Annotated in this window: 20 protein-coding genes; all 20 read left to right on the forward strand. The window is 59.4% G+C overall.

Annotated elements, in window-relative coordinates:
• The first annotated feature begins 116 nt into the window (after nt 1-116).
• Complete coding sequence (gene proS, locus ACQK2G_RS09605; protein ID WP_425404805.1) at nt 117-1,460, forward strand: proline--tRNA ligase; 1,344 nt, start codon at nt 117-119, stop codon at nt 1,458-1,460.
• A gap of 5 nt (nt 1,461-1,465) precedes the next feature.
• Nucleotides 1,466-2,713 (forward strand): lipoprotein-releasing ABC transporter permease subunit, encoded by a 1,248-nt coding sequence (locus ACQK2G_RS09610; protein ID WP_425404806.1) that lies wholly within the window; start codon nt 1,466-1,468, stop codon nt 2,711-2,713.
• Entirely contained in the window at nt 2,706-3,389 is a 684-nt protein-coding gene (locus ACQK2G_RS09615) for an ABC transporter ATP-binding protein (RefSeq protein ID WP_425404807.1), read from the forward strand. Before ACQK2G_RS09610 ends, ACQK2G_RS09615 begins: the two co-directional genes overlap by 8 nt.
• A gap of 99 nt (nt 3,390-3,488) precedes the next feature.
• Nucleotides 3,489-6,980 carry a DNA polymerase III subunit alpha gene (gene dnaE / locus ACQK2G_RS09620; protein ID WP_425404808.1) on the forward strand — a complete coding sequence of 1,164 codons (3,492 nt, stop codon included), beginning with the start codon at nt 3,489-3,491 and terminating at the stop codon, nt 6,978-6,980.
• A 138-nt stretch (nt 6,981-7,118) separates the two neighbouring features.
• Entirely contained in the window at nt 7,119-8,375 is a 1,257-nt protein-coding gene (locus ACQK2G_RS09625) for an acyltransferase family protein (RefSeq protein ID WP_425404809.1), read from the forward strand.
• An 8-nt stretch (nt 8,376-8,383) separates the two neighbouring features.
• The gene (locus ACQK2G_RS09630; RefSeq protein ID WP_425404810.1) at nt 8,384-9,712 is read left to right on the forward strand and encodes a YqiA/YcfP family alpha/beta fold hydrolase; all 1,329 of its coding nucleotides are present in this window, start codon (nt 8,384-8,386) and stop codon (nt 9,710-9,712) included.
• A gap of 209 nt (nt 9,713-9,921) precedes the next feature.
• Nucleotides 9,922-10,737, forward strand: coding sequence for a 30S ribosomal protein S2 (gene rpsB, locus ACQK2G_RS09635; protein WP_425404811.1), 816 nt, complete (start codon nt 9,922-9,924; stop codon nt 10,735-10,737).
• 200 nt (nt 10,738-10,937) lie between these two features.
• Nucleotides 10,938-11,864, forward strand: a complete 927-nt coding sequence (gene tsf / locus ACQK2G_RS09640; protein ID WP_425404812.1) for a translation elongation factor Ts — start codon at nt 10,938-10,940, stop codon at nt 11,862-11,864.
• 97 nt (nt 11,865-11,961) lie between these two features.
• A complete protein-coding gene (gene pyrH / locus ACQK2G_RS09645; protein ID WP_425404813.1) occupies nt 11,962-12,744 on the forward strand; it encodes a UMP kinase in 783 nt (260 codons plus the stop codon).
• Nucleotides 12,745-12,859: 115 nt separating this feature from the next.
• Entirely contained in the window at nt 12,860-13,417 is a 558-nt protein-coding gene (frr, locus tag ACQK2G_RS09650) for a ribosome recycling factor (RefSeq protein ID WP_425404814.1), read from the forward strand.
• A gap of 38 nt (nt 13,418-13,455) precedes the next feature.
• Nucleotides 13,456-14,184, forward strand: coding sequence for an isoprenyl transferase (locus tag ACQK2G_RS09655; RefSeq protein WP_425404815.1), 729 nt, complete (start codon nt 13,456-13,458; stop codon nt 14,182-14,184).
• Nucleotides 14,138-14,980 carry a phosphatidate cytidylyltransferase gene (locus tag ACQK2G_RS09660; protein ID WP_425404816.1) on the forward strand — a complete coding sequence of 281 codons (843 nt, stop codon included), beginning with the start codon at nt 14,138-14,140 and terminating at the stop codon, nt 14,978-14,980. Before ACQK2G_RS09655 ends, ACQK2G_RS09660 begins: the two co-directional genes overlap by 47 nt.
• 33 nt (nt 14,981-15,013) lie before the next feature.
• On the forward strand, nt 15,014-16,201 hold the full coding sequence (locus tag ACQK2G_RS09665) for a 1-deoxy-D-xylulose-5-phosphate reductoisomerase (protein WP_425404817.1): 1,188 nt from the start codon (nt 15,014-15,016) through the stop codon (nt 16,199-16,201).
• Nucleotides 16,202-16,237: 36 nt separating this feature from the next.
• Entirely contained in the window at nt 16,238-17,353 is a 1,116-nt protein-coding gene (gene rseP / locus ACQK2G_RS09670) for an RIP metalloprotease RseP (RefSeq protein WP_425404818.1), read from the forward strand.
• A gap of 86 nt (nt 17,354-17,439) precedes the next feature.
• Entirely contained in the window at nt 17,440-19,806 is a 2,367-nt protein-coding gene (gene bamA / locus ACQK2G_RS09675; RefSeq protein WP_425404819.1) for an outer membrane protein assembly factor BamA, read from the forward strand.
• 17 nt (nt 19,807-19,823) lie between these two features.
• The gene (locus tag ACQK2G_RS09680) at nt 19,824-20,384 is read left to right on the forward strand and encodes an OmpH family outer membrane protein (protein WP_425404820.1); all 561 of its coding nucleotides are present in this window, start codon (nt 19,824-19,826) and stop codon (nt 20,382-20,384) included.
• Between the two features lie 18 nt (nt 20,385-20,402).
• Entirely contained in the window at nt 20,403-21,422 is a 1,020-nt protein-coding gene (gene lpxD, locus ACQK2G_RS09685) for a UDP-3-O-(3-hydroxymyristoyl)glucosamine N-acyltransferase (RefSeq protein WP_425404821.1), read from the forward strand.
• 6 nt (nt 21,423-21,428) lie between these two features.
• A complete protein-coding gene (gene fabZ, locus ACQK2G_RS09690) occupies nt 21,429-21,896 on the forward strand; it encodes a 3-hydroxyacyl-ACP dehydratase FabZ (protein WP_425404822.1) in 468 nt (155 codons plus the stop codon).
• Nucleotides 21,893-22,696, forward strand: a complete 804-nt coding sequence (lpxA, locus tag ACQK2G_RS09695; protein WP_425404823.1) for an acyl-ACP--UDP-N-acetylglucosamine O-acyltransferase — start codon at nt 21,893-21,895, stop codon at nt 22,694-22,696. The genes fabZ and lpxA overlap by 4 nt, the downstream gene beginning before the upstream one ends.
• Entirely contained in the window at nt 22,686-23,504 is an 819-nt protein-coding gene (locus tag ACQK2G_RS09700; RefSeq protein WP_425404824.1) for an LpxI family protein, read from the forward strand. Before lpxA ends, ACQK2G_RS09700 begins: the two co-directional genes overlap by 11 nt.
• Nucleotides 23,505-23,507: the final 3 nt, after the last annotated feature.

A 23,507-nucleotide genomic window follows, 5' to 3' on the forward strand; every position in this document is an offset into this window, starting at 1 on the left:
AGGGAAACATGGACAGAGGAGCCCGGTTTCCCTAAAGTCCGCGCAATTTTGAAACAGCCCCCGCGCCGTACCCGTCGTGCAGTCTGCACGCGCCGGTGCCCGAATAGAGGTCAGCCATGCGTCTTTCACCCGCCGTTCGGGTTTCCCGCTATTTCATGCCCACCATGCGGCACGATCCGTCCGAAGCGCAGATCGTTTCGCATCGCCTGATGCTGCGCGCCGGGATGATCCGGCAGGAAAGCGCCGGCATCTACAGCTGGCTGCCGCTCGGCTTTCGCGTCCTGAAGAAGATCGAGCAAATCGTTCGCGAGGAACAGGACCGTATCGGTGCGCATGAAGTGCTGATGCCGACGATCCAATCCGCCGATCTTTGGAAACAGTCCGGCCGCTATGAGGATTACGGCAAGGAAATGCTGCGGATCGAGGACCGGCATGAACGTGAAATGCTCTACGGCCCGACCAATGAGGAAATGATCACCAGCATCTTCGGGGAACACGCCAAGAGCTATAAGAACGTCCCTTTGATGATGTATCACATTCAATGGAAGTTCCGGGACGAGATTCGGCCCCGCTTCGGGGTCATGCGTGGACGCGAATTTCTGATGAAGGACGCGTATTCCTTCGACCTGGATGCGGAAGCCGGCCGGCATTCCTACAACAAGCAATTCGTCGCTTACTTGAGAACCTATGGACGGATGGGGTTGAAGGCGATTCCGATGGCCGCGGATACGGGACCGATCGGCGGCGATATGAGCCATGAATTCATCATCCTGGCCGAAACGGGCGAAAGTGAAGTCTTCTGCGACAAGGCCTTGCTGGAGTTCGATCTTAGCAAGACGGCACTGGACATGGATGATCCGGCCGCGGTCCAGTCACTGGTGGATCAGGTCACCGGGCCCTATGCGGCGACGGATGAACAGCATGATGCCGCGGCGTTCGAAGGGGCGGTCCCGGAAGAGCGCCGCGTCACCGCGCGCGGGATCGAGGTCGGTCATATCTTCTTCTTCGCTGACAAGTATTCCAAACCGTTCGATGCCAAGGTGACGACGGCGGATGGCGAACAGGTGCTGGTGCAGTCGGGTTCCTACGGCGTCGGTGTTTCCCGGTTGCTGGGGGCGATCATTGAGGCCAGCCATGATGAGAACGGCATCGTCTGGCCCGAATCCGTTGCGCCCTTCAAGGTCGCGCTGATCAACCTGCGCCAGGGAGATGAAGGGACGGGCAGGGTCTGTGAAGATCTCTATGCGAAGTTCCAGGAAGCGGGTGTCGAAGTGATTTACGACGATCGCGACGACCGGGCCGGTGTCAAATTCTCCGATATGGACCTGATCGGCGTGCCTTGGCAGGTCATCGTCGGACCGAAAGGCGTCGAAGGTGGATTCGTGGAGTTGAAGAACCGCAAGACCGGGGAGAGGGAAGAAATCTCTGCCGAAGCGGCCCTGGCGAAAATGGCGGAGTAGGGCGATTGTTCGCACCCGTCGAACGGCTGGTCGCCTTCCGCTATCTTCGCGCACGGCGCCAGGAAGGTTTCATCTCCGTCATTGCCTGGTTCTCGCTGGTCGGCATCGCGCTTGGGGTGGCCACGCTGATCATCGTCATGGCGGTGATGAACGGCTTCCGGCACGAGTTGCTGACCCGGATATTGGGCCTGAACGGCCATATCAGCGTGACGGCGTATCGGTCTGAAGCGATTACCGATTTCGATTTCTTGGCGGATGCCATCCGGCAGGTTGACGGTGTCGTGAGTGTCACGCCGCTGGTCGAAGGTCAGGTCATGGCCAGCGCGAACAGCCTGGCCTCCGGCGCAGTCGTGCGCGGGGTGCGGCGCGACGATTTTCTCGCCCGCGATTTGCTACGCAACTCGATCAAGGAAGGCGCGCTGGACGGGTTCGACGATGGGCGCGGCGTCCTGATCGGCGGTCGAATGGCGGCCCGGATGGGGCTTGGCGTCGGCGACAAGATCACACTGATCTCACCAAAAGGTTCGCCCTCGGCCTTCGGGACCGTGCCGCGGATGAAGACTTATGACGTCGCCGCCATCTTCAATGTCGGCATGTACGAATACGACAATACATACATTTACATGCCGCTCGCCCAGGCGCAGATCTACTTCAAGTATCCGAATGCAGTCAGCGGGCTGGAAGTGATGGTCCAGGATGCAGATCAGGCGCTCGCTCTCAGGACCGACGTCGCTGCGGTCGTGGGCACCAAAGCCCAGACACTCGACTGGCAGCGGGTAAATTCCAGTTTCTTCACGGCGCTGCAGGTCGAACGAAACGTGATGTTCCTGATCCTGACGCTGATCATCATGGTGGCGGCCTTCAACATCATTTCCAGTCAGATCATGCTGGTGAACGACAAGGCGAAAGGCATCGCCATCCTGCGCACCATGGGGGCGAGCCGGTCCATGCTTTTGCGGGTCTTCTTCATGACCGGCAGTTCGGTTGGCGTGATCGGCACGGCGGCAGGGGCGGCGCTCGGTATCTCCTTCGCGCTGAATATTGAGACCATCCGTCAGTGGATTCAAAGCCTGTCGGGTGCGGACCTGTTCGCGGCGGAAATTTATTTCCTGTCGCAGCTTCCGGCGCGAATCGATTCCACTGAAACGATTTCCGTCGTCGTCATCGCGCTGACGCTTTCCTTCCTGGCTTCGATCTATCCGGCTTGGCGAGCGGCACGCCTCGATCCGGTGGAAGTGCTGCGGTATGAGTGATTCGGTCCTGTCCCTCCAATCGGTCGACCGCGTCTATACCGGCATCGGCCATCCGCTGCAGGTGCTGAAAGGCGCCGCGCTCGATATCCGCCCGGGCGAACTGGTGGGCCTCGTCGCGCCGAGCGGGGCGGGGAAGTCGACCCTGCTGCATATCGCAGGCTTGCTTGAATACCCCGATGGCGGCGACGTGCTGGTTGGCGGCAAGTCGTGCGGGAAGATGGACGATAACGGCCGCACCGCCATCCGCCGCGACAGCCTGGGTTTCATCTATCAGTTCCATCACCTGCTGCCCGAATTCACGGCCCAGGAAAACGTGGCCCTGCCGCAAATGCTGGCGGGCCGTTCCAAGCGCGACGCGATGGAAAAGGCCGCCCATCTGCTGGAAGCGGTCGGCCTGAAAGAACGTATGAAACATCGTCCCGCCCGGCTTTCGGGCGGGGAGCAGCAACGCGTCGCCATCGCACGGGCCATCGCCAACGACCCGCTGGTCTTGCTCGCAGACGAGCCGACCGGCAACCTCGACCCCGGCACATCCGCCGTGGTGTTCGACATGCTGCTCGGCCTCGTCCGCGACCGCGGCATGTCCGCCCTGATCGCGACCCACAACCCGGAACTCGCCAAGCGCATGGATCGTGTGGTGACGCTCAAGGATGGTGGCTTGGTCGACGCTGCCTGATCGGCGCGGGAGAAGTTATCCACAGAAAATTTCGGTTGTGCCCAGGATCAACAGGCAGGTCGGATTGGCATCGGTTGAGGACTCTGCAAACCTTCCCGAATGACTCACGCTGACTTCGTTCATCTTCGCGTTCATTCCGCCTATTCCCTTTCCGAGGGCGCGATCCGGGTTAAAGACCTGGTGAAGAAATGCGTGGGGGAGGGCATGCCCGCCGTCGCGATTACGGATACGAACAATCTATTCGGGGCATTGGAATTTTCTCTCGCCGCGCGGGGAGAGGGGGTTCAGCCGATCCCGGGCGTGCAGCTCAGCGTTCGGGCGCCGGACAAACGGCAGGCGAACAGCATGGCCCAGGCCCCGCGGCCCGATCAGGTCGTGTTATTGGCCCAGGACGAAGCCGGCTACGGCAACCTGATGCGGCTTTCGAGCAAGGCTTTCCTGGGCACGAACGCAGCGGAAGACCCACAGGTCGATATCGAGGATCTGGCGGCCTGGAACGAAGGTGTCATTGCTTTGACCGGCGGCATTCGCGGACCGGTCGGGCGTTTGCTTCTTGAAGGGCAGGAGGACGAGGCGGAAGCGATCCTCAAGCGCTTGGCCGAGATTTACCCCGGGCGTCTCTACGTGGAATTGATGCGCCACGGTCTGGCCGACGAAGACCGTATCGAACCGGCCCTGATCGACATGGCCTATCGCTTGGATCTTCCGCTTGTCGCGACGAACGAATGCTTCTTTCCGGATAAGAAGATGTACGAGGCGCATGACGCGCTGCTCTGCATCGCGGGCGGTACCTATGTGTCGGAAACAAACCGCCGGCGTTTGACCGAGGATCATCGGTTCAAGACCGCAGCTGAAATGCGAGAACTTTTCGCCGACATTCCGGAAGCGCTGGACAATACCCTGGTCATCGCGCGTCGCTGTTCGGCGATGGTCGAAAAGAAGAAACCCTTGTTGCCGGTCTATACCAAGCTGGACGGGCGAAGCGAGGCGGAAGCGCTGCGCGACATGGCCTTGGAGGGCCTGAAACAGAGGCTCGAAGGGCAGGTCTTCACCGAAGACATGGACGAGGCCGCGCGCGAAGCGGTCGCGAAGAAATATGGCGAGCGGCTGGAATACGAGCTGGACGTCATCGCGCAGATGGGCTTCCCGGGTTACTTCCTGATCGTTGCGGACTTCATCCAATGGGCGAAGGATCGCGATATTCCGGTTGGACCTGGCCGTGGTTCGGGTGCCGGATCGGTCGTCGCCTGGGCATTGACCGTCACCGACCTGGATCCGTTGCGCTGGGATCTGCTGTTCGAACGTTTCCTGAACCCGGAACGCGTCAGCATGCCGGATTTCGATATCGACTTCTGTCAGGATCGCCGCGATGAGGTGATCCGCTATGTGCAGAAGGAATACGGCGAGGATCAGGTCGCCCAGATCATCACCTTCGGTAAGCTTCAGGCACGCGCCGTGCTGCGCGATGTCGGACGTGTCCTGCAGATGCCCTATGGTCAGGTCGACCGGATCTGCAAACTGGTGCCGAACAATCCGGCCAAGCCCGTCACGCTGCAGGAAGCGATCGACGGGGAGCCGATGCTGCAGCAGATGAAGGTTGAGGATCCGGCAGTCCGGACCTTGATCGAAACGGCGCTTCCGCTGGAAGGTCTCTACCGACACGCCTCGACCCATGCCGCCGGGGTCGTCATCGGCGATCGGCCGCTAACCGAATTGGTGCCGCTTTATCGCGATCCGCGCTCGGACATGCCGGTCACTCAGTTCAACATGAAGTTCGTCGAGCAGGCGGGCTTGGTGAAGTTCGACTTCCTGGGCCTGAAGACTCTGACCGTGATCGCGCGGGCAAAGGAACTGATCGACGCACGGGATGACCGCAAGGGCGATCCGCTGGATATCTCGACCCTGCCACTGGACGATGCACGAACCTATGAGATGCTCTGCAAGGCAGAGACGGTAGGTGTGTTCCAGTTGGAAAGTTCCGGCATGCGGGATGTGCTGAAAAAGCTGCGCCCTGACCGTTTCGAGGACATTATCGCCGTTGTGGCCCTTTATCGTCCGGGCCCAATGGAAAACATCCCGACCTACATCAAGCGCAAACATGGGGAAGAGGTCCCGACCTATCCGCATGAAAAGCTGGAACCGGTGCTGCGGGAAACGTTCGGCATCCCGGTTTATCAGGAACAGGTTATGCAGATGGCCCAGGTTCTGTCCGGCTACACCCTCGGCAGTGCCGACCTGTTGCGCCGGGCCATGGGTAAGAAGATCCAGGCCGAAATGGACGCCCAGCGGAAGATCTTTGTCGAGGGCGCCAAGGAACACAGCCAGGTTGACGCGCCGAAGGCGAACGAGATCTTCGACATGATCAACGCCTTCGCGGGCTACGGCTTCAACAAGAGCCACGCGGCCGCCTATGCGTTGGTCGCCTATCAAACCGCCTGGCTGAAAGCGAATTACCCGGTCGAGTTCCTGGCCGCGTCCATGACGCTCGATCTGCACAATACGGACAAGCTGAACGTCTTCCGGTCGGAAATGGACCGGCAGAGCATCGAACTGCTGCCGCCGGACATCTGCCGTTCCCAGGTGCGTTTCTCCGTGGAACAGTCCGAGACCGGCGAGCGTAAGGTCCGATATGCCTTGGCCGCCTTGAAGAATGTCGGGCAGCAGGCAATGGAGTCCATCGTGCGCGAGCGTCAGGAGAAGGGGCAATTCAAGGACCTCTTCGATTTCGCGAACAGGCTCGACACCCGATCGGTGAACAAGAAGGCACTGGAAAACCTCGCCAAGGCCGGTGCGTTTGACGGGCTCAACCCGAACCGGCGGCAGGTCTTCGAGTCCATCGACGTGATCGCGGCGCATGCCGCCTCCGCCCTGGCGGACCGGGAAAGTAACCAGGTCAGCCTGTTCGGTGACGCCATGGCGGCCTCGACCAGGCCCAAACTTCGCGATGTTCCCGATTGGCCGCAGCAGATGCGCCTGAGCCAGGAACATGATGCAATAGGCTTTTACCTTTCCGCCCATCCTTTGGAGGCTTATGCCAAGACCTGCCGCAAACTGGGGGTGTCGAACTGGCGCGACGTCATTTCCGGCCGTCTGCGCAGCGGGCAGGTCCTGTTGTCGGGGATTGTCGGCGGCCGCCGCATCATGACGACGTCGCGCGGGTCGAAAATGGCGTTCGTGCAGATGTCGGACGCGACAGGGTCCTACGAAGTGACCATGTTCCAGGAGGTGCTGAACAGTGCCATGGAATTGCTGGATGCCGGTGAGCCGCTGGTCGTGGTCGTCGATGTCCAGACGCGAGGCGAGGGGGAAGAGCCTCGACTGACCTGTCTCTCCGTAAAATCCTTGGAGGATGAGGCGGCCCATGCCGCTGACGGGATGGAGGTCTATCTGTCGACGCCCGATTGCGTCGAGCATCTGTCCAGTCTGCTGCACCAGCACGGAAAACGCGGCCGTGGCCGTGTCACCATCCAGCTCAAGGATCGTCCCGAAGGGGACATCGAGATCGAACTGGGCGAGACCTTCAAGATCGACGGGCGTTTGCGCCAGGCCGTAAAGGCCATACCCGGCATCATAGACGTCCAGGACCTATAAACGCCTTTCTTTCCAGCTTGGTTGCAACAAAGGCCGAGAAACGACGCTGTGATCGGTGTTTTTCCCGGAACCGGTTTAAAACCGTCGTGCCGATCCTATCTGTTGCCTCTGCGAAGTTGATCGATAGAAGGAATTCGGGTGTCCGACGTTGCACCAAGAGCGTTTCCGCGTTTTGTCGCGGATCGGCGCGCCGTATGGCTTATGCTGGCCGCTACCGTTATGGGTTATGCGGTTTTCATGCATTTGCGCCTCGGTGAGGAATTGTATCAGTGGACGAAGACCCTGGCGCCGTATTCGGTGCGGCAATACCTGGACATGAGCAAGCGTTTCGCCCTGCAATACGGGCATCTCGCTTTCCTGGCCGGTATCCTTTATCTGTCCAAATACCTGCTTACGGATGACCGAACGCCCGCTTGGCTGGACGCCTTCATCCGCGTTGCGCGGCCGCACACATTGCCGATTTTTGTATTTCACGTCCCGTTCCTGTATTTCTTCGCGGCGCTTTGGGGACATGATCCGTCGAACGGGATGCACCAGACAGCGCTCGCTTTCGCCACGATTACGGCAAGCATGGCCGTCGGGCAGGTCTTTTCGGGACTGGCGCCCATTGCATATCGGGCAACGCCGTTGCTCGCCGGCCCGATCGATCGCCTCTTCCCGCAACAGCGCGCGGCCACACGTTACCATCCTGAGCGAGCAACCGGCAGTTTCAGCAACTTCCTGCATCTGCTGCAGATCGCCGCGATGGCGACGGTCTTCATTGGCCACTTCACCTACTCCGAATTCAGCACCCTCGATCTTCCGGGGATGGATGCGTGGCGCCGTTGGGCGGTGCCCTTCTTCTTCCTCGTAGCGGGGTACATGGCCATGCTGTCCCTGGATAAGCGTGGTGAGAGCATTGGGACGGTCATCGCGGGCCGGGTCACAAGCCTCTGGATTCTTGTCGTTCCGATGTTGCTCCTGACTCCGATCTTGGATCATGTCGGCTATTCCCTCTCGCCGTGGATCTATCAGGCCAACGAAAAATACGTGGATGTAGCCGCAGGCACCGGCGGTCCGGTCGATGTGGGCGGGTTCCTGCTTACATTTCTGAACAGCAGCCTCTTCCTAAACGAGATCATCGCCTACAAGCTCGCCGGGTTCGGTACGCTGGAAGGCGGCGTGCGAGCGTTTACTAACGATGCGTTCTGGTTCCTTTGCTATCTGGTTCCCTATGTCATTCTGCTGGCCATCGGCGTGAAGACGTCCGGTATCAGGCGTGTACTGTGGATTGCCGGACTTTCCGTCTTTTTCGGACCGCCCATCATGTTGCTGGCTCCGTTGTTTTTCGGCGGGTGCCTCGTTTATGTTTTGCATCGTGAGCAAGGACCATTAAGGGGCGTTCAGACTGCCTGATGACGTCAATGCGCAAAGCAACCGATAGGACAGCAAGTCCGGGGAAAGTTCTGGTTGCTGCCTTGTGCGCAGCCTTGTTCTTGGCAGGGTGCGGTGCCGACAAGAAAGGCCCTGAACTGGTTAGGGACGGCGCTTTCGAACGGTTTACCGTTTACACCGATGACGGTCGCGACCGCACCGAATTCGCGCCTGCCGTCATCCTGTTGCTGCACGGTTATCAATCCGCGATGCCGAATGACGACTACGACGCGATCGTGGATCTGTTCGGTGATTCCCACACGGTCGTCGGTTTCAATTACGACTACACGGATGTCGATGCCGACAAACAAGCATTCGAAGAGGTTTACGAGCACTACCTGAAAGACAGGAAGGTGGTGGTTCTGGGGACGTCGCTCGGCGGATACTGGGCGGACTATATTCTGACCCACTATCCGGTGGCCGGTGCGGTTCTGGTCAATCCTGCTTTGGATCCCGGCTCGGTGCTTCGCGGTTCTCTTGGGACGCATAAGGGCGACCGTCGGCAGGAAGCCTTCACGGTGACCGAAGACCATGCGAAAGCCTATGACGACATGAACTGGGCGGTCGACGGTCAGCATGGTTCCCGTCTGGTGCTGATCGCGGATGACGACGAATTGCTGGATCCGAGCCGGGCGGATGAACGGTTCGGCAGGGCGACACGGACCAAAGTGCTGCATTTCAGCGAGGGAGGGCACAATATCGCACTCAATCGTCCGGAGGTCGTCGATGCCTTACGCGGATTCATCAATGCGGTGGCGCCTGGCGAACCGCATCAACGCAGATTGAGCGCGGTTAATCAGTCTGAGCCTCTTGTGCCGGCACCGGTCACGATCCAGGACCCGGCGCTTCAGCCAGGTCTGACCGTCGACTATTATTATGCCAAGATGAACCGGGTGGACGCATTGCGCGGGCTGATCCGCAGTCGGGAAGGGGAGACGGGCCCGCCGATCCAGGCACTGAACTATGTCGGGAACGAAGGCGCTGTCCTGACAAGCAAGGCCTCGGATATGGTCGGTGCCCGAATTCATGGATTTCTGAAAGTTGAGACGCCGGGCCTCCATTTCTTCCGGGTGACGTCAAATGACGGTGTGGAGCTCTGGATCGCGGGAAACAAGCTGCATTCCGATCCCAAAGTGCACGCCGACCGGACGTCTCCCATCATCGGGGCGGATTTTCCGGCGCCCGGAATGTACCCGATCGAGATTCTCTATTTCGAAAAGAAAGGCGTTTCCACGCTAAAACTGGAATGGCGCGAGCCGGGCGCGGGAAAGCTCTCTGTCGTGCCGGCTGATGCTCTTTATTATCTAAGCGAACAATAAACGCGCCGAAACGGCCGTTTCCCGGGCATCGCTGGGCTTGTCACGGGCAAGGGCAGGGTATATACCCCGCGCGACTTCACACACGGGGTCGGTCGGGTCGTGCCTGTATGGCTGGAAACCCTACCATCCGGTGCCGCGGAAATCCCTTGGATCAAGCGGCCACAAAGCCCCGTGGAGGAACAACCGGAGAAGAAAAGGAGGCAGCCATCATGGCCATGCCGTCATATACCATGCGTCAGCTCCTGGAAGCTGGCGTCCATTTCGGACACACCACCCGCCGCTGGAACCCGAAGATGAAGCCGTTCATCTTTGGTGAGCGCAATGGCATTCACATCATCGATCTGGAACAGACTGTTCCGATGCTGCAGCAGGCCCTTCAGGCTGTTCGCGACGTTGCCGCTTCCGGCGGCCGTATCCTGTTCGTCGGCACAAAGCGCCAGGCTCAGCAGATCGTCAAGGAAAGCGCGGGCAAGTCCGGTCAGTACTACGTCAACCACCGTTGGCTCGGCGGTATGCTGACGAACTGGAAAACCATCTCCGGTTCCATCAAGCGCCTGAAGGAAATGGATGCGCGCCTGGAAGGCGATCACCAGGGCCTGACCAAGAAGGAATTGCTTCAACTGCAGCGCGACCGCGACAAGCTCGATCTATCCTTGGGCGGTATCCGCGAAATGGGCAACCTGCCGGATATCCTGTTCATCATCGACACGAACAAGGAAAGCATCGCGGTTCAGGAAGCCAATAACCTGGGCATTCCGGTGGTTGCTGTTATCGATTCCAATTCCAGCCCGGACGGTATCACCTATCCGATCCCCGGGAACGATGACGCGATGCGCGCCATCAACCTGTATTGCGATCTGATGACCGGCGCCATCCTGGACGGTCTGCAGGTTTCGCTGTCCACGTCCGGTGTCGATATCGGTGCGGCGTCCGAGCCGGTCGCTGAAGAACTGCCGGCTGCGGAAGAAGCCCCGGCTGCAGAGGCGGCGCCCGCCGCCGAGGCCGAAGAGGCCCCCGCCAGCTAAGGGCGGTTTTGGGACACGGCCTCGGTATCTTGCCGGGGCCGACGTCCATAAGACGGTAACGAATCGTCTGTAACAGCCCATCCGGGTCTCAGCGCTGGCGCGGACCCGGCCCGGGCTCAAAGATCGTATCACGCGGCCGATATAGGCGCTCCTCCGGGGGGCGCCGTTGCCGCAGGAAGACAGAGAAAAGAGGAAAAACCATGGCTGCTATTACAGCTGCGCTCGTCAAGGAACTGCGGGACAAGTCCGGCGCGGGCATGATGGATTGCAAGAAGGCTCTGGCGGAAACCGATGGCGACATGGCTGCCGCGGTTGACTGGTTGCGCACCAAAGGCCTCGCGGCCGCGCAGAAAAAGTCCGGCCGTGTGGCGGCGGACGGTCTCGTTGCGGTGGTGACGACCGGCACCAAGGGTGCGGCAGTGGAAATCAACGCCGAAACGGACTTTGTCGCCCGCAATGAGAGCTTCCAGGAATTCGTCTCGACCATCGCCAATATCGCGTTGGAAGTCGGTGAGGAAGCGAGCGCCATCGAAGGCGCCGCCTATCCCGAAACCGGCCGGACCGTTGCGGAGCAGTTGACGCACAACATCGCGACGATCGGTGAGAACATGAGCTTCCGCCGCGCCAAGGTGTTGGAAGTTTCCCAAGGTCTCGTCGCCTCTTACATGCACAGCGCGCTGGTACCGGGTCTTGGCAAGATCGGTGTCTTGGTTGCGCTGGAATCCGCGGCCTCGACCGACGTCCTGGAAGCGCTGGGCAAGCAGGTTGCGATGCATATCGCCGCAGCCCGCCCTGAGTTCCTGACGGTCGCCGATGTCGACCAGTCGGCGCTGGACCGCGAGAAAGCGGTGCTGACCGAGCAGGCGCGCGAGTCCGGAAAGCCCGAAGAAATCATCGAAAAGATGGTGCAGGGGCGTCTGCGCAAGTACTATGAGGAAGTCGTCCTGACCGAGCAGGTCTTCGTGATCGACAACGAAACCAAGATTTCCAAGGTCATCGAAAAGGCGGCCAAGGATGCGGGCGCGGACATCAAATTGACCGGTTTCGTCCGTTTCGAACTCGGCGAAGGGATCGAAAAGGAAGAGTCCGATTTCGCTGCCGAAGTCGCGCAGGCTGTCAAAGGCTGATCCTTTGCGGTCACGGGGCGGTCGGTGTCGGCCGCCCGGGCCGCGATGAAAGAGTTGAGTGAACGACAACGACGGAACGACCGAGAGGGGATTCGGAATGACCTCGGCCAAAAAACCGCTTGAGGCATCCATCGGTCAGGGGCCGGCGCCGGATAAGGCGCCGGCCCCTCTTTATCGGCGGGTGCTGCTTAAGATTTCCGGCGAAGCCTTGATGGGCGATCAGGATTTCGGCCTGGACCCGAGCATGGTCGGTCGTGTCGCCGAGGAAGTGAAGGAAGCGGTCGAGACAGGTGTGCAGGTTTGCCTGGTCATCGGCGGCGGGAATATCTTCCGGGGGGTTTCTGCTGCGGCCAGCGGCATGGAACGCACGACCGCTGATTACATGGGCATGCTGGCGACCGTGATGAATGCGCTTGGGATGCAAAGCGCGCTGGAGGCGATCGGCGTCCCGACCCGTGTCCTGTCCGCGATCCCGATGCAGACGGTGTGCGAACCCTATATCCGTCGCCGGGCTGTACGGCATATGGAAAAGGGAAGGGTCGTGATCTTCGCGGCCGGTACGGGAAACCCGTTCTTCACGACGGATACGGCGGCGGCCTTGCGCGCATCGGAAATGGATTGCGACGCGATGATGAAAGGCACCAAGGTGGATGGTGTCTATGATTCCGATCCGAAAAAGAATCCCGATGCCGTCCGATTCGAAAAATTGGGATATATGGACGTCTTGGCGCGCGATCTTAAGGTTATGGATGCATCCGCGATTACGCTCAGCCGCGACAATGACATACCGATTATCGTCTTCTCCATTCAGGAGCCCGGCGGGCTTGCCAGGGTGTTGCGCGGCGAGGGGCGGTATACGATAGTTACAGGCCAATCCTAGGACACGGATACACACGCATAATCAGGGCGTTGAGGCCAAGGGAACAGGTTTCGGAAATGCGGCGCAGTGATCGCCGCCGCCGAAGCCAGAAGAATGTATTTCGGGAGTTTCGTCGATGGCGGATTTTAGCATGAAGGATCTTCAACGCCGCATGGATGGCGCGTTGGATGCCCTGGCACGTGAATTCATGGGGCTGCGGACCGGTCGCGCCTCTACGTCGCTGCTTGAGGACATCACGGTCAATGCCTATGGCGGCACGGTTCCCTTGAAGCAGGTCGCCGGGGTCAGCGTTCCGGAGCCACGCATGCTGAGCGTGCAGGTTTGGGACCAGGGCGTTACCAAGGCGGTCGAAAAGGCGATCATGGAATCTGGCCTCGGGTTGAACCCGATGTCTGAAGGAACCGTGATTCGCGTGCCGATTCCCGAATTGAACGAAGAACGTCGTGCGGAACTGACAAAGGTCGCGGGAAAATACGCGGAACAAGCCCGCATCGCGATCCGCAACGTACGCCGGGATGGACTCGAGCATCTGAAAAAATCCGAAAAGGAAGGCGAGATCAGTCAGGACGAACTGCACCGTCAATCGGATCAGGTTCAGAAGATGACGGACGAGCACATCAAGAAGGTTGACGACGCCTTGGCGCACAAGGAAGAGGAAATCATGCAGGTCTGAGGCCTTTGGCCTATTGACCGCATTTCCTTGGTAGCGTCATGCACGAGAACCAGCCGCAAGAGATACCCACTCATCTTGCCGTCATCATGGACGGGAATGGCCGCTGGGCGCGATCCCGCGGTTTGCCGCGTATCGAAGGGCACCGGAACGGGGTGAACGCGGTTCGGCGCACGATCGAAGGGGCGGCAGATCTTGGTATCCGATATCTGACGCTGTTCAGCTTCTCATCCGAGAATTGGCGCCGGCCTGAGGAAGAGGTCGGTGAGTTGATGAACCTTCTCCGACGATACCTGAAGTCGGAGATCGCAGATCTGCACGCGAAGGGTATTCGCTTTCGGGTGATTGGCGACCGTGCGCGTCTTTCAAAAGACATTGTTCGACTGGTTGAGGATGCGGAAGCCACGACCGCGAACAATACGGGGATGACCCTTGTCCTGGCCCTGAGCTATGGCGCGCGTCATGATATCGCTGAAGCGGCACGCAAATTGGCAACTTCGGTTTCGTTGGGGCTGATTCGCGCCGATGCGATCGATGAAACGGTTTTCGCCGCACATCTCGGCACCGCTGGCATCCCTGACCCAGACCTGTTGATTCGGACCAGCGGAGAACGCCGCATCAGCAACTTCCTGTTATGGGAATGCGCCTATACGGAGTTCGTGTTCCTGGACAAATATTGGCCTGATATCGGCAAGGAAGATCTGCAACAGGCAGTGGACGAATATGGCAAACGCGAGCGGCGCTATGGCGCAACCGCCGGAACCCGCTAACAAATTCCGCGATCTCGTTCCCAGGATCGCCTCCGCCGCAGTCATGCTGCCGGCGGCGGGCTTTCTGATTTGGCAGGGGGGAGATGCATTCGCGATCGCTGTGCTCGTCATGTGCGCCTGGATGGCATGGGAATTGGGCCTATTGGCGAGAGCCCGCTCTCTGACCGACAGGCTTTCCTTGGTTGTCGCGGAGATTGTTCCGGTCGGATTTGCCGCGATGGGCTTCATGGAATTCGCCCTGGTCGCCGTGGTGGCTGTCCTGGCTGTTCTGTTTGCGCTCCGATTCCTTCCCGGGCGCTCGGTTACCTGGATGGGTATCGCCGGGGTTGCCTACATAGCCGCAGCCGGTATTGCGGCCATTTGGCTTCGGCAGGGTGAAGGCGGCGGCGATATATGGATCCTGTTGTTATCGGTCGTCGTGGCAAGTGACGTTTCCGCCTATGCGGCTGGCCGCATTGTCGGTGGACCGAAACTGGCCCCTGCGATCAGCCCCAAAAAGACATGGGCTGGGTCTATTGGTGCCTTGATCGGCAGCGCGACGGCTGTTGCTGTTTTCGGCGCCGTGGCGGTGCTTCCAATCCTGTCGATGATTGCTGCCGCGTTGCTGGTCTCGATTGCATCGCAAATGGGCGATTTGCTCGAATCCTGGGCCAAGCGACAAGCCGGTGTTAAGGATTCGGGCTCTATTATTCCCGGGCATGGCGGGGCGCTCGACCGGCTGGACGGGTTTCTATTTGCGACGCCCGTTCTGGCTTGCATCGTTTTCGCCGCGGGTGGGCCGCCGGCAACGTGGTGAAGACGTGGACGGTTTCTTGAAAGTATTATTCGAATGACGCAGCAAAAGTCGGTAACGGTTCTCGGATCCACCGGGTCGGTCGGCGGCAATACTCTGGACCTCGTCGGCCGCTCGCCGGACCGGTACAGGGTGGCGGCGGTGACGGCCCATCGGGATGTCGAAGGGCTAGCGGCGCAGATCGAGCGTTTCAGACCCGATTTCGCCGTGATTGCGGACGCGTCGCTCTACGGAGCGTTGAAGGAACGTGTCGGTGGGGGAGCGACCGAATTGGCGGCCGGCCCTGACGCCTTGGTAGAAGCCGGACGACGACGGTCCGACTGGGTCATGGCGGCAATCGTTGGCGCGGCCGGATTGGCGCCTACCATGGCGGCCGTGGAACGCGGTGCCGCCGTGGCGCTGGCTAACAAGGAATGCCTGGTATGCGCCGGTGACCTGATGATGCAGGCCGCGCGTTCCGCCGGCGCGAAGATTCTCCCGGCCGATTCAGAGCATAATGCGATCTTCCAGGTGTTGGAGGAGCGGAACCGATCCGGCTTGGAAAAAATAATACTGACGGCTTCGGGCGGTCCATTCAGGGATTGGACATCGGACAGAATGGCGGCGGTTACCCCGAAGCAGGCCGTGAACCACCCTAATTGGGATATGGGGGCAAAAATCTCCGTCGATTCCGCGACGATGATGAACAAGGGATTGGAAATCATAGAGGCGCATCACCTCTTCGATCTCCCTGAAACCCTTATTGACGTTGTCGTCCACCCACAGTCGATTATTCATTCGATGGTGCAGTACGCGGACGGTTCGGTTCTGGCGCAGCTCGGGTCGCCGGATATGCGTGTTCCGATCGCCCACACCTTGGGGTGGCCGGATCGCATCCATGCGCCTGCCAATCGGCTGGATTTCACCGATATTGCCGCTCTTACCTTCGAAGCACCGGACGAAACGAGGTTTCCGGCCTTGCGTCTTGCCCGTGAAGCACTAACTGCGGGTGGTAATGCTCCATCGGTACTGAATGCCGCCAATGAGGTCGCCGTCGCCAGCTTTCTTGAAGGCCGCATCGGATTCCTGGATATTGCGGCCTTGGTCGAAAGGGTGCTGACGGAAACGCCGCCCACCGAAATCGGGACCCTCGACGATGCTGTCGCGTCGGATTTGGAAGGCAGGGCACGGGCTTTGGAAGCTTTGGAGTCGTTCTCTTCGCCGCGTGTCGCTGCGGCGCCTTGATTTAACCTTTTTCATTTTTCAGAGGTTACACCTGCAATGGATGAATTGATCGGCGCGTTAGGCCATTGGAATTTCATACCGGTCCTCTGCGTCCTGGTCTTCGTGCACGAGCTGGGTCATTACGCGGTCGCGCGCTGGTGCGGCGTTCGCGTGGAGACTTTCTCCATCGGATTCGGCAAGGAACTGTTCGGGTGGACCGACAGTCACGGCACACGGTGGCGCGTCAGCATGCTGCCGCTTGGCGGTTACGTGAAGATGTTCGGCGAGCATTCAATGCCGTCTGAAATTGAGGGCGGTTCGCGGGAGATGACCGCGGCCGAGCAGGAAGTCTCCTTTTCCCACAAATCATTGGGCCGACGTGCCGCCGTGGTTGCGGCAGGGCCTGCGGCCAATTTCATTTTCGCGATTCTTGTTCTGGCAGCGCTCTTCATGTTTGTCGGCCAGCCGAAACCGCAGGATTTCGCCACAGCCGGGATCGGTGGGGTTGTCGAAGGTTCGGCGGCGGCCGAGGCCGGTTTGATCGCCGGTGACAGGATTTTGTCGATCGACGGAGCTCCGATCGAAACATTCGGCGACCTGCAAACTGCCGTGGTTGGCAGTGGCGGGCAGGCATTGCGTTTCGAAATAGAACGTGATGGGGCGGTCTCGTTCCTGACGGCGTCGCCGCGGGAAGTGACCGTCAGCGGCGAAGACGGCGCCGAGGTCACGTCGTATCGATTGGGCGTCCATGGCCCGGCGCCCACCTATGTGAAATCGGGTGTTTCGGAAGCTCTTGGCAAGGCGACGGGAGAAACCTGGCGAATCATCACGGTGACGCTGGCTTCGGTCGGTGAAATGATCACTGGGGATCGCGGAACGGAGGAACTGGGCGGACCGGTGCGGATCGTTCAGCTGTCGAATGATTTTGCACAAATGGGCGCGCTTTGGCTGGTCCATTTCGCGGTCTTGCTATCCGTGAATCTGGGCCTTATCAACTTGTTCCCGGTACCGATGCTGGACGGGGGGCACTTGCTTTTTTATGCAATCGAGGGCATCCGCGGAAAAGCGTTGGATGAACGGACTCAAGAATACGGTCTAAGAATAGGGTTGGCCTTGATTGTTGGTCTGATGGTTTTTGTTACAGTGAATGATTTCATTCACTTGCCGTTGTAGTATACAGCGAAATAGAAATAGAATCGCTACGACCGCGTTTATCGTATTGGGATCGCAGTCGCGGGTTTTGGGAGTAGGATGTGTTCGTGCCTTTGCGTCGGCAGTTCCTGATCGCGGTTTTCATCGCGGCCGCCTTGGCCGTGTTTTCTGCTTTTGTCGGGCCGCAAGCGCTTGCGCAGGTACAGACGATCATTCCGCCGCAGCCAGCGACTGGGGCTGAGCCGTCCCAACGTGTGACCCCGCAGCCGGTCCGGCCGGGCACGCCGGTGATCGAAGAGATCGTCGTGCAAGGCACCCAACGCATCGAGGCCGAAACCGTTCTTTCATATCTATCTGTGAAGGAAGGCGACCCGTTCGATGCTTCGGCGATCAACCAATCCCTGAAAACCTTGTTTTCCACCGGCCTGTTCGCTGACGTGACCATGCGCCAGGAAAGAAATGCGTTGGTCATTCGGATCGTTGAAAACCCGATCATCAACCGCATCGCCTTCGAAGGGAACAAGCGCATCAAGGATGAAGCGCTGGAGGCGGAAGTTCAGCTTCGCCCGCGTGTGGTCTACACACGGACCAGGGTGCAGAGCGATGTGCGTCGGATCTTGGATGTCTATCGGCGCAGTGGACGATTTGCTGCGACGGTTGAGCCCAAAGTAATCCAGCTGGAACAGAACCGTGTCGATCTGGTTTTCGAGATTTCGGAAGGGCCGATTACGGATATCGAAAAGATCAGCTTCATCGGAAACAAGTACTTCTCCGACAGTGATCTGCGCAGCGTCGTCGCGACCAAGGAATCGGCCTGGTACCGTTTTTTGAGCAGCGCCGACACGTATGATCCCGACCGTCTCACATTCGACCGCGAATTGCTTCGTCGGCATTACCTTGCGAATGGTTTTGTCGACTTCCGCGTGGTGTCCGCCGTCGCGGAGTTGAGCGAAGATCGCGAGAGCTTCTTCATTACGATTACAGTCGAAGAGGGTGAGCGCTTCACCTTCGGCACCTTCGACGTCGTGTCCCAAATCGTAGACGTCGACGCGGAACCGCTGAAGCAGTTCATCGAACTTGAAACCGGCGACTATTATGACGCCGACGCGGTCGACGACGCGATCCTTCGATTGACCGACGCCGTTGGTGAACAGGGCTATGCCTTCGTCGACGTTCGTCCCTTGGCGGATCGCGACCGTGAAAATCGGGTTATCGACCTGACGTTCCAGATCGGCGAAGCACCGAAAGTCTATGTCGAACGCATCGATATCCGTGGCAACGTGCGAACGCTGGACCGGGTTATCCGCCGGGAATTCCAGTTGGTGGAAGGCGATGCGTTCAACTCCACCAGGCTGCGGCGCAGTCGGGACCGACTCCGCGGTCTGGGCTTCTTCAGTAATGTGGACGTGAACAACGTCCCGGGATCGACGCCCGACAAGACCGTCATCGAGGTCGATGTTGCCGAGCAGTCGACCGGCGAAATCACGTTGGGCGCCGGTTTCTCGACGACGACCGGGGCTTTGGGTGAAATCGGGATCCGCGAGAGAAACCTGCTGGGTAAGGGGCAGGATTTGAATCTGCGGCTGATCATCGCCCAGGAGGAATCTGGGCTGGATTTGTCCTTCACCGAGCCCTATTTCTTGGACAAGGAATTGTCCGGCGGTTTCGATCTGTTCCACCGAGTGCGCGACAATCAGGATGAAAGCTCGTTTGATCTCCAGGAAACGGGCGGCGCCTTGCGTATGGGCTATGACATCAATGACGATTGGCGTCAGAGTGTCTTCTATCGTTTGAGCCGTCAGGACATCCAGGATGTCGACGCCGATGCGTCCAGGATCATCCGGGAACAGGAGGGGGTCTCGACACGGTCGATTATCGGCCAGACCTTGACCTTCGATAAGCGCAACAGCCGGGTTGATCCGACAGATGGCTATATCCTCTCCTTCGGGACCGACTTTGCGGGTCTGGGCGGGGATGTCACATTCGGGCGGACGACTTTGGAAGGGAAATACTTCCATCAGGTCACCGACGATGTCCTGGCGACCGTTTCCGGTGAACTGGGGTATATCGTCGGAATTGGCGATGATGTGCGGATCAACGACCGCTTCTTCCTCGGTGGAGACAGCTTGCGCGGTTTCGAAAGTGCCGGTGTCGGGCCGCGGGATCTGGCGACCGAAGATGCCTTGGGCGGTCAGCAATTGGCCCGCGGTTCCGTTGAGGTCCTGTTCCCGCTTGGATTGCCGGAGGAGTTCGGTATCAAGGGCGCCGTTTTCTCGGATTTCGGAACGCTGACCGAAATCGACGATACCGGCAATACGCTGATCGATACCGGCTCGCTGCGCGCGTCGGTCGGGGTCGGTGTAAACTGGGTCTCGCCGTTTGGTCCGATCCGGGTAGATTTCTCTCAGGCCGTGGTTAAGGAAGACCACGATGAGACCGAATTTTTCCGCTTCAGTTTCGGAACCCGTTTCTAGGGTTCAAGGAGAATAAAATGTCACGGTCGATTAGGGCATACCTATTCGCGGTGGGAATTGCTTTCGTTTATGCCTTTTCCGCGAATGCACAGGCGCAGCAGATGCCGGCGCCGGTCATCGCGGTCATCGATGTCAGCGCGGTCGAACGTCAATCGGTCGCATGGCAGAGTTTGCGCGACCAGATAGAAGCACGTCGTGCTGCGTTCCAGTCCCAGTTGGAAACCGAACAGCGAGGGCTGGAAGAGGAACGCAACGCGCTCGTTTCCCAGCAGAATGTCCTGGCACCGGAAGTGTTCCAACAACGCCAGCAGGAGTTTCGACAGAAGCTGGCTGAACTGCAGGGCGTCGCCAATCAACGGAAGCAGGAACTGGACCGACTTTACGCCTCGGCCCGGCGCCAAATCCGTGAAGCCTTGCGGGAAGTCGTCGTTGAAATCGCCCAGGAACGCGGCATCAACCTGATGTTGAACATGTCACGCGAAGATCGCACCGTTTCCTATGTGGATGGTGAATTGCTGGTGAGCGAAGAGGCCCTGAAACGGTTGAATCAGCGTATCCAGACGGTCACCCTAGAATAGCTTACGTAAGGGACCGTCATGGCTGACCCCCGTTTTTTTCAGAGACAAGGACCCTTCACGCTTGCCGCCCTCGCCGAGTTGGGGGAGGCGGAGTTGCAGGCACCGGACAAGGCCGGGATGCAGATCCATGATATCGGTACCTTGACCGAAGCAGGACCGGATCAAGTCAGTTTCCTGGATAATCGCAAGTACATATCGGCTTTTACGCAGACAAAGGCCGGCGCCTGTGTCGTCGCGCCCCGCGATGTGGAACTTGCCCCGCCCGGCGTAAATCTTTTGGTCAGCGCTGCGCCGTATCGAAGTTTTGCGTTGATCGTTCAGGCCTTTTATCCCGTGCCGAAGACCGTGCCGGGAATTCACCCCAACGCCTGCGTCGCGGAATCCGCAACGCTCGGCGAGGGTGTCCGGGTGGATGCCGGTGCCGTGATTGGAGACGGCGCCACTGTCGGCCCGCGCACGCATATCGGCCCCAATGCGGTTTTGGGCGCCGGGATAACCCTCGGCGCTGACGGTCGGGTCGGCGCAACGGCCACGCTGGAGTGCTGCGATATCGGCGACCGGGTCCAGATCCATCCCGGTGCCAGGATCGGGACGCGCGGCTTCGGCTTTGCGATGGATCCGCGCGGGCATGTGGAACTGCCGCAATTGGGCCGGGTCGTCGTTGGCAATGACGTCGAGATCGGGGCGAACACCACCATCGACCGTGGGATGGGCCCCGACACGGTGATCGGGGATGGCTGCAAGATTGATAATCTGGTCCAGATCGGGCACAACGTGCGCCTCGGCAGGAATTGCGTCCTTGCGGGCCAAACTGGTATCGCCGGCAGTGCCGTTCTCGAAGACTTCGTGGTCTGCGCGGCTAAAGTCGGTATCGCCGGTCATTTGACGGTCGGCGCGGGGACCAGAATCGCTGCAATGTCCGGGGTAACCAAATCCATCCCTGCGGGGTCTACCGTTGCCGGCGTGCCGGCTGGGCAACACAAACTGTGGCTGCGTAAGAATGCGCTGCTGAATCGCATGGTCAAAGAACAGGAATAACGAACGATGGCGGAATCGGATACGGCGGCATCCCAAACCATTGAAATCAATGACGTCATGAAGCGGATTCCGCACAGGTATCCGTTCCTCATGGTGGATAGGGTCATCAACTTCGTGCCGTTCGAAGGTGCGATTGGTGTAAAGAACGTTTCGATCAACGAACCGCATTTCCAGGGGCATTTCCCCGAACGCCCTATCATGCCCGGCGTGTTGATCGTGGAGAGCATGGCCCAAACCGCCGGCGTGGTGGTCGTTTCCTCGCTCGGCACGGATGCGGAAGGCAAGCTGGTCTACTTCATGTCCGTTGAGGAAGCGAAATTCCGTCGTCCCGTGGAACCGGGGGATCAATTGATGATCCACGTTACCCGGAAGCAGAACCGTGGGCCGGTCTGGAAATTCGAAGGCAAGGCCATGGTCGACGGCACTCTTGTGGCTGAGGCGATTTTCACCGCCATGATCAAGGACTCTGAATGACCGCCACGATTCACCAAACCGCGATTATCGATCCTGCCGCCGCCATCGGCGAAGGCGTCATTATCGGCCCTTACTGCGTCGTTGGCGCCGAAGTCAAACTCGGCGACGGTGTCAGGCTGCATTCCCATGTCGTCGTGGACGGTCGGACCGAGATCGGCGAGGAAACCGAGATTTTTCCTTTTGCGTCGATCGGCACTCAGCCTCAGGACCTGAAATACAACGGCGAGCCGTCGAAACTGATCATCGGTCGAAAGAACCGGATCCGTGAACATGTGACGATGAATCCGGGGACCGAAGGCGGCGGCATGGAAACCCGTGTCGGGGACAATGGCCTGTTCATGGTCGGCGTCCATGTCGCTCATGATTGTATTGTCGGCAATAATGTCATCATGGCCAACAACGCGACCCTGGCGGGTCATGTAATTGTCGAGGATTTCGCGATCATCGGCGGGCTGTCAGCCGTGCACCAATTCGTCCGGATCGGCAAACATGCCATGGTCGGCGGGATGTCGGGCGTCGAGAATGACGTCATTCCTTACGGTTCCGTGATGGGGGACCGGGCCCGACTGAGCGGCCTGAACATCGTCGGGCTCAAACGGCGCGGCTTCAACAAGGATGATGTACATCACCTTCGCCGTGCTTATCGGATGCTGTTCGCCGACGAAGGCACCATGGGCGAACGGGTGCAGGATGTGGCAAAGCTCTTTGACGGCAATTCGGGAGTGATGGAAATCGTGGAATTCATGGCGGCGAGTTCCTCGCGCGGAATTACCCAACCAAAATCCGGACATGGCGACTAAGCTAGGGATCATCGCGGGTGGGGGCGATCTTCCGGTCCGTATCTGCGAGGCTTGTGAAGAATCCGGACGTCCGTTTTTCGTCGTTGCAATTGAAAACCATGCGGATATCGACCAACTGGCGCGGTTTCCACACGCGGTTCTTCGCTTGGGTGCCGCCGGCAAGGCATTGAAGGCTTTCAAGAAGGAAGGGGTTCGGGACCTCGTGATGGCCGGAAAGGTCAGTCGGCCGAGCCTTGCGCAATTGCGACCCGATGCGGAAGCGTTGAAATTCTTCGCAACGGTCGGCAAAGGGGCCGGCGGTGACGACGATCTGTTGACCAGAGTCGCGAACTATTTTCAGGACAAGCACGGTTTCAACGTCGTATCGGTTGGCGACGTCCTCGGACCGACCGGGGCCGCAAGCGGCCTGTTGACCGAAACGCGGCCTGATGAAGCGAGGCAAGCCGACATCGATCGCGGGTTGTTCGTGCTCAAGGCTTTGGGCCCGGCCGATGTCGGACAGGCCGTCGTGGTGCAGGAGGGGCTTGTCCTCGGTGTAGAGGCTATTGAGGGTACGGATGCCCTGATTGAGCGTTGCGGCGCCTTGAAACGGCCCGGGCCCGGGCCCGTATTGGTCAAGATTGCCAAACCGGGACAGGATAATCGGGTCGATTTGCCGACAATCGGGGAACAAACGGTTGAACGGGTATCGGCGGCTGGATTTTCCGGTATAGCGATCGAGGCCGACCGGACGATCATCGTCGACCGTGACGCGACGGTTGCCGCAGCGGACCGTGCCCGACTTTTCATCACCGCCGTGACGCTCTGAAAG

It is taken from the genome of Hwanghaeella sp., from assembly GCF_965227365.1.
GTDB lineage: Bacteria > Pseudomonadota > Alphaproteobacteria > UBA8366 > Aestuariispiraceae > Hwanghaeella.

What these genes read in the sequence shown, in the direction of transcription:
- ACQK2G_RS09660 (WP_425404816.1), top strand. Translation starts at nt 14,138, where the DNA reads ATGGCAAACGCGAGCGGCGCTATGGCGCAACCGCCGGAACCCGCTAAC.
- lpxA (WP_425404823.1), top strand. Translation starts at nt 21,893, where the DNA reads ATGACCGCCACGATTCACCAAACCGCGATTATCGATCCTGCCGCCGCC.
- dnaE (WP_425404808.1), top strand. Translation starts at nt 3,489, where the DNA reads ATGACTCACGCTGACTTCGTTCATCTTCGCGTTCATTCCGCCTATTCC.
- ACQK2G_RS09655 (WP_425404815.1), top strand. Translation starts at nt 13,456, where the DNA reads ATGCACGAGAACCAGCCGCAAGAGATACCCACTCATCTTGCCGTCATC.
- ACQK2G_RS09700 (WP_425404824.1), top strand. Translation starts at nt 22,686, where the DNA reads ATGGCGACTAAGCTAGGGATCATCGCGGGTGGGGGCGATCTTCCGGTC.
- fabZ (WP_425404822.1), top strand. Translation starts at nt 21,429, where the DNA reads ATGGCGGAATCGGATACGGCGGCATCCCAAACCATTGAAATCAATGAC.
- ACQK2G_RS09665 (WP_425404817.1), top strand. Translation starts at nt 15,014, where the DNA reads ATGACGCAGCAAAAGTCGGTAACGGTTCTCGGATCCACCGGGTCGGTC.
- proS (WP_425404805.1), top strand. Translation starts at nt 117, where the DNA reads ATGCGTCTTTCACCCGCCGTTCGGGTTTCCCGCTATTTCATGCCCACC.
- lpxD (WP_425404821.1), top strand. Translation starts at nt 20,403, where the DNA reads ATGGCTGACCCCCGTTTTTTTCAGAGACAAGGACCCTTCACGCTTGCC.
- rpsB (WP_425404811.1), top strand. Translation starts at nt 9,922, where the DNA reads ATGGCCATGCCGTCATATACCATGCGTCAGCTCCTGGAAGCTGGCGTC.
- rseP (WP_425404818.1), top strand. Translation starts at nt 16,238, where the DNA reads ATGGATGAATTGATCGGCGCGTTAGGCCATTGGAATTTCATACCGGTC.
- frr (WP_425404814.1), top strand. Translation starts at nt 12,860, where the DNA reads ATGGCGGATTTTAGCATGAAGGATCTTCAACGCCGCATGGATGGCGCG.
- ACQK2G_RS09680 (WP_425404820.1), top strand. Translation starts at nt 19,824, where the DNA reads ATGTCACGGTCGATTAGGGCATACCTATTCGCGGTGGGAATTGCTTTC.
- ACQK2G_RS09630 (WP_425404810.1), top strand. Translation starts at nt 8,384, where the DNA reads ATGCGCAAAGCAACCGATAGGACAGCAAGTCCGGGGAAAGTTCTGGTT.
- tsf (WP_425404812.1), top strand. Translation starts at nt 10,938, where the DNA reads ATGGCTGCTATTACAGCTGCGCTCGTCAAGGAACTGCGGGACAAGTCC.
- pyrH (WP_425404813.1), top strand. Translation starts at nt 11,962, where the DNA reads ATGACCTCGGCCAAAAAACCGCTTGAGGCATCCATCGGTCAGGGGCCG.
- ACQK2G_RS09615 (WP_425404807.1), top strand. Translation starts at nt 2,706, where the DNA reads ATGAGTGATTCGGTCCTGTCCCTCCAATCGGTCGACCGCGTCTATACC.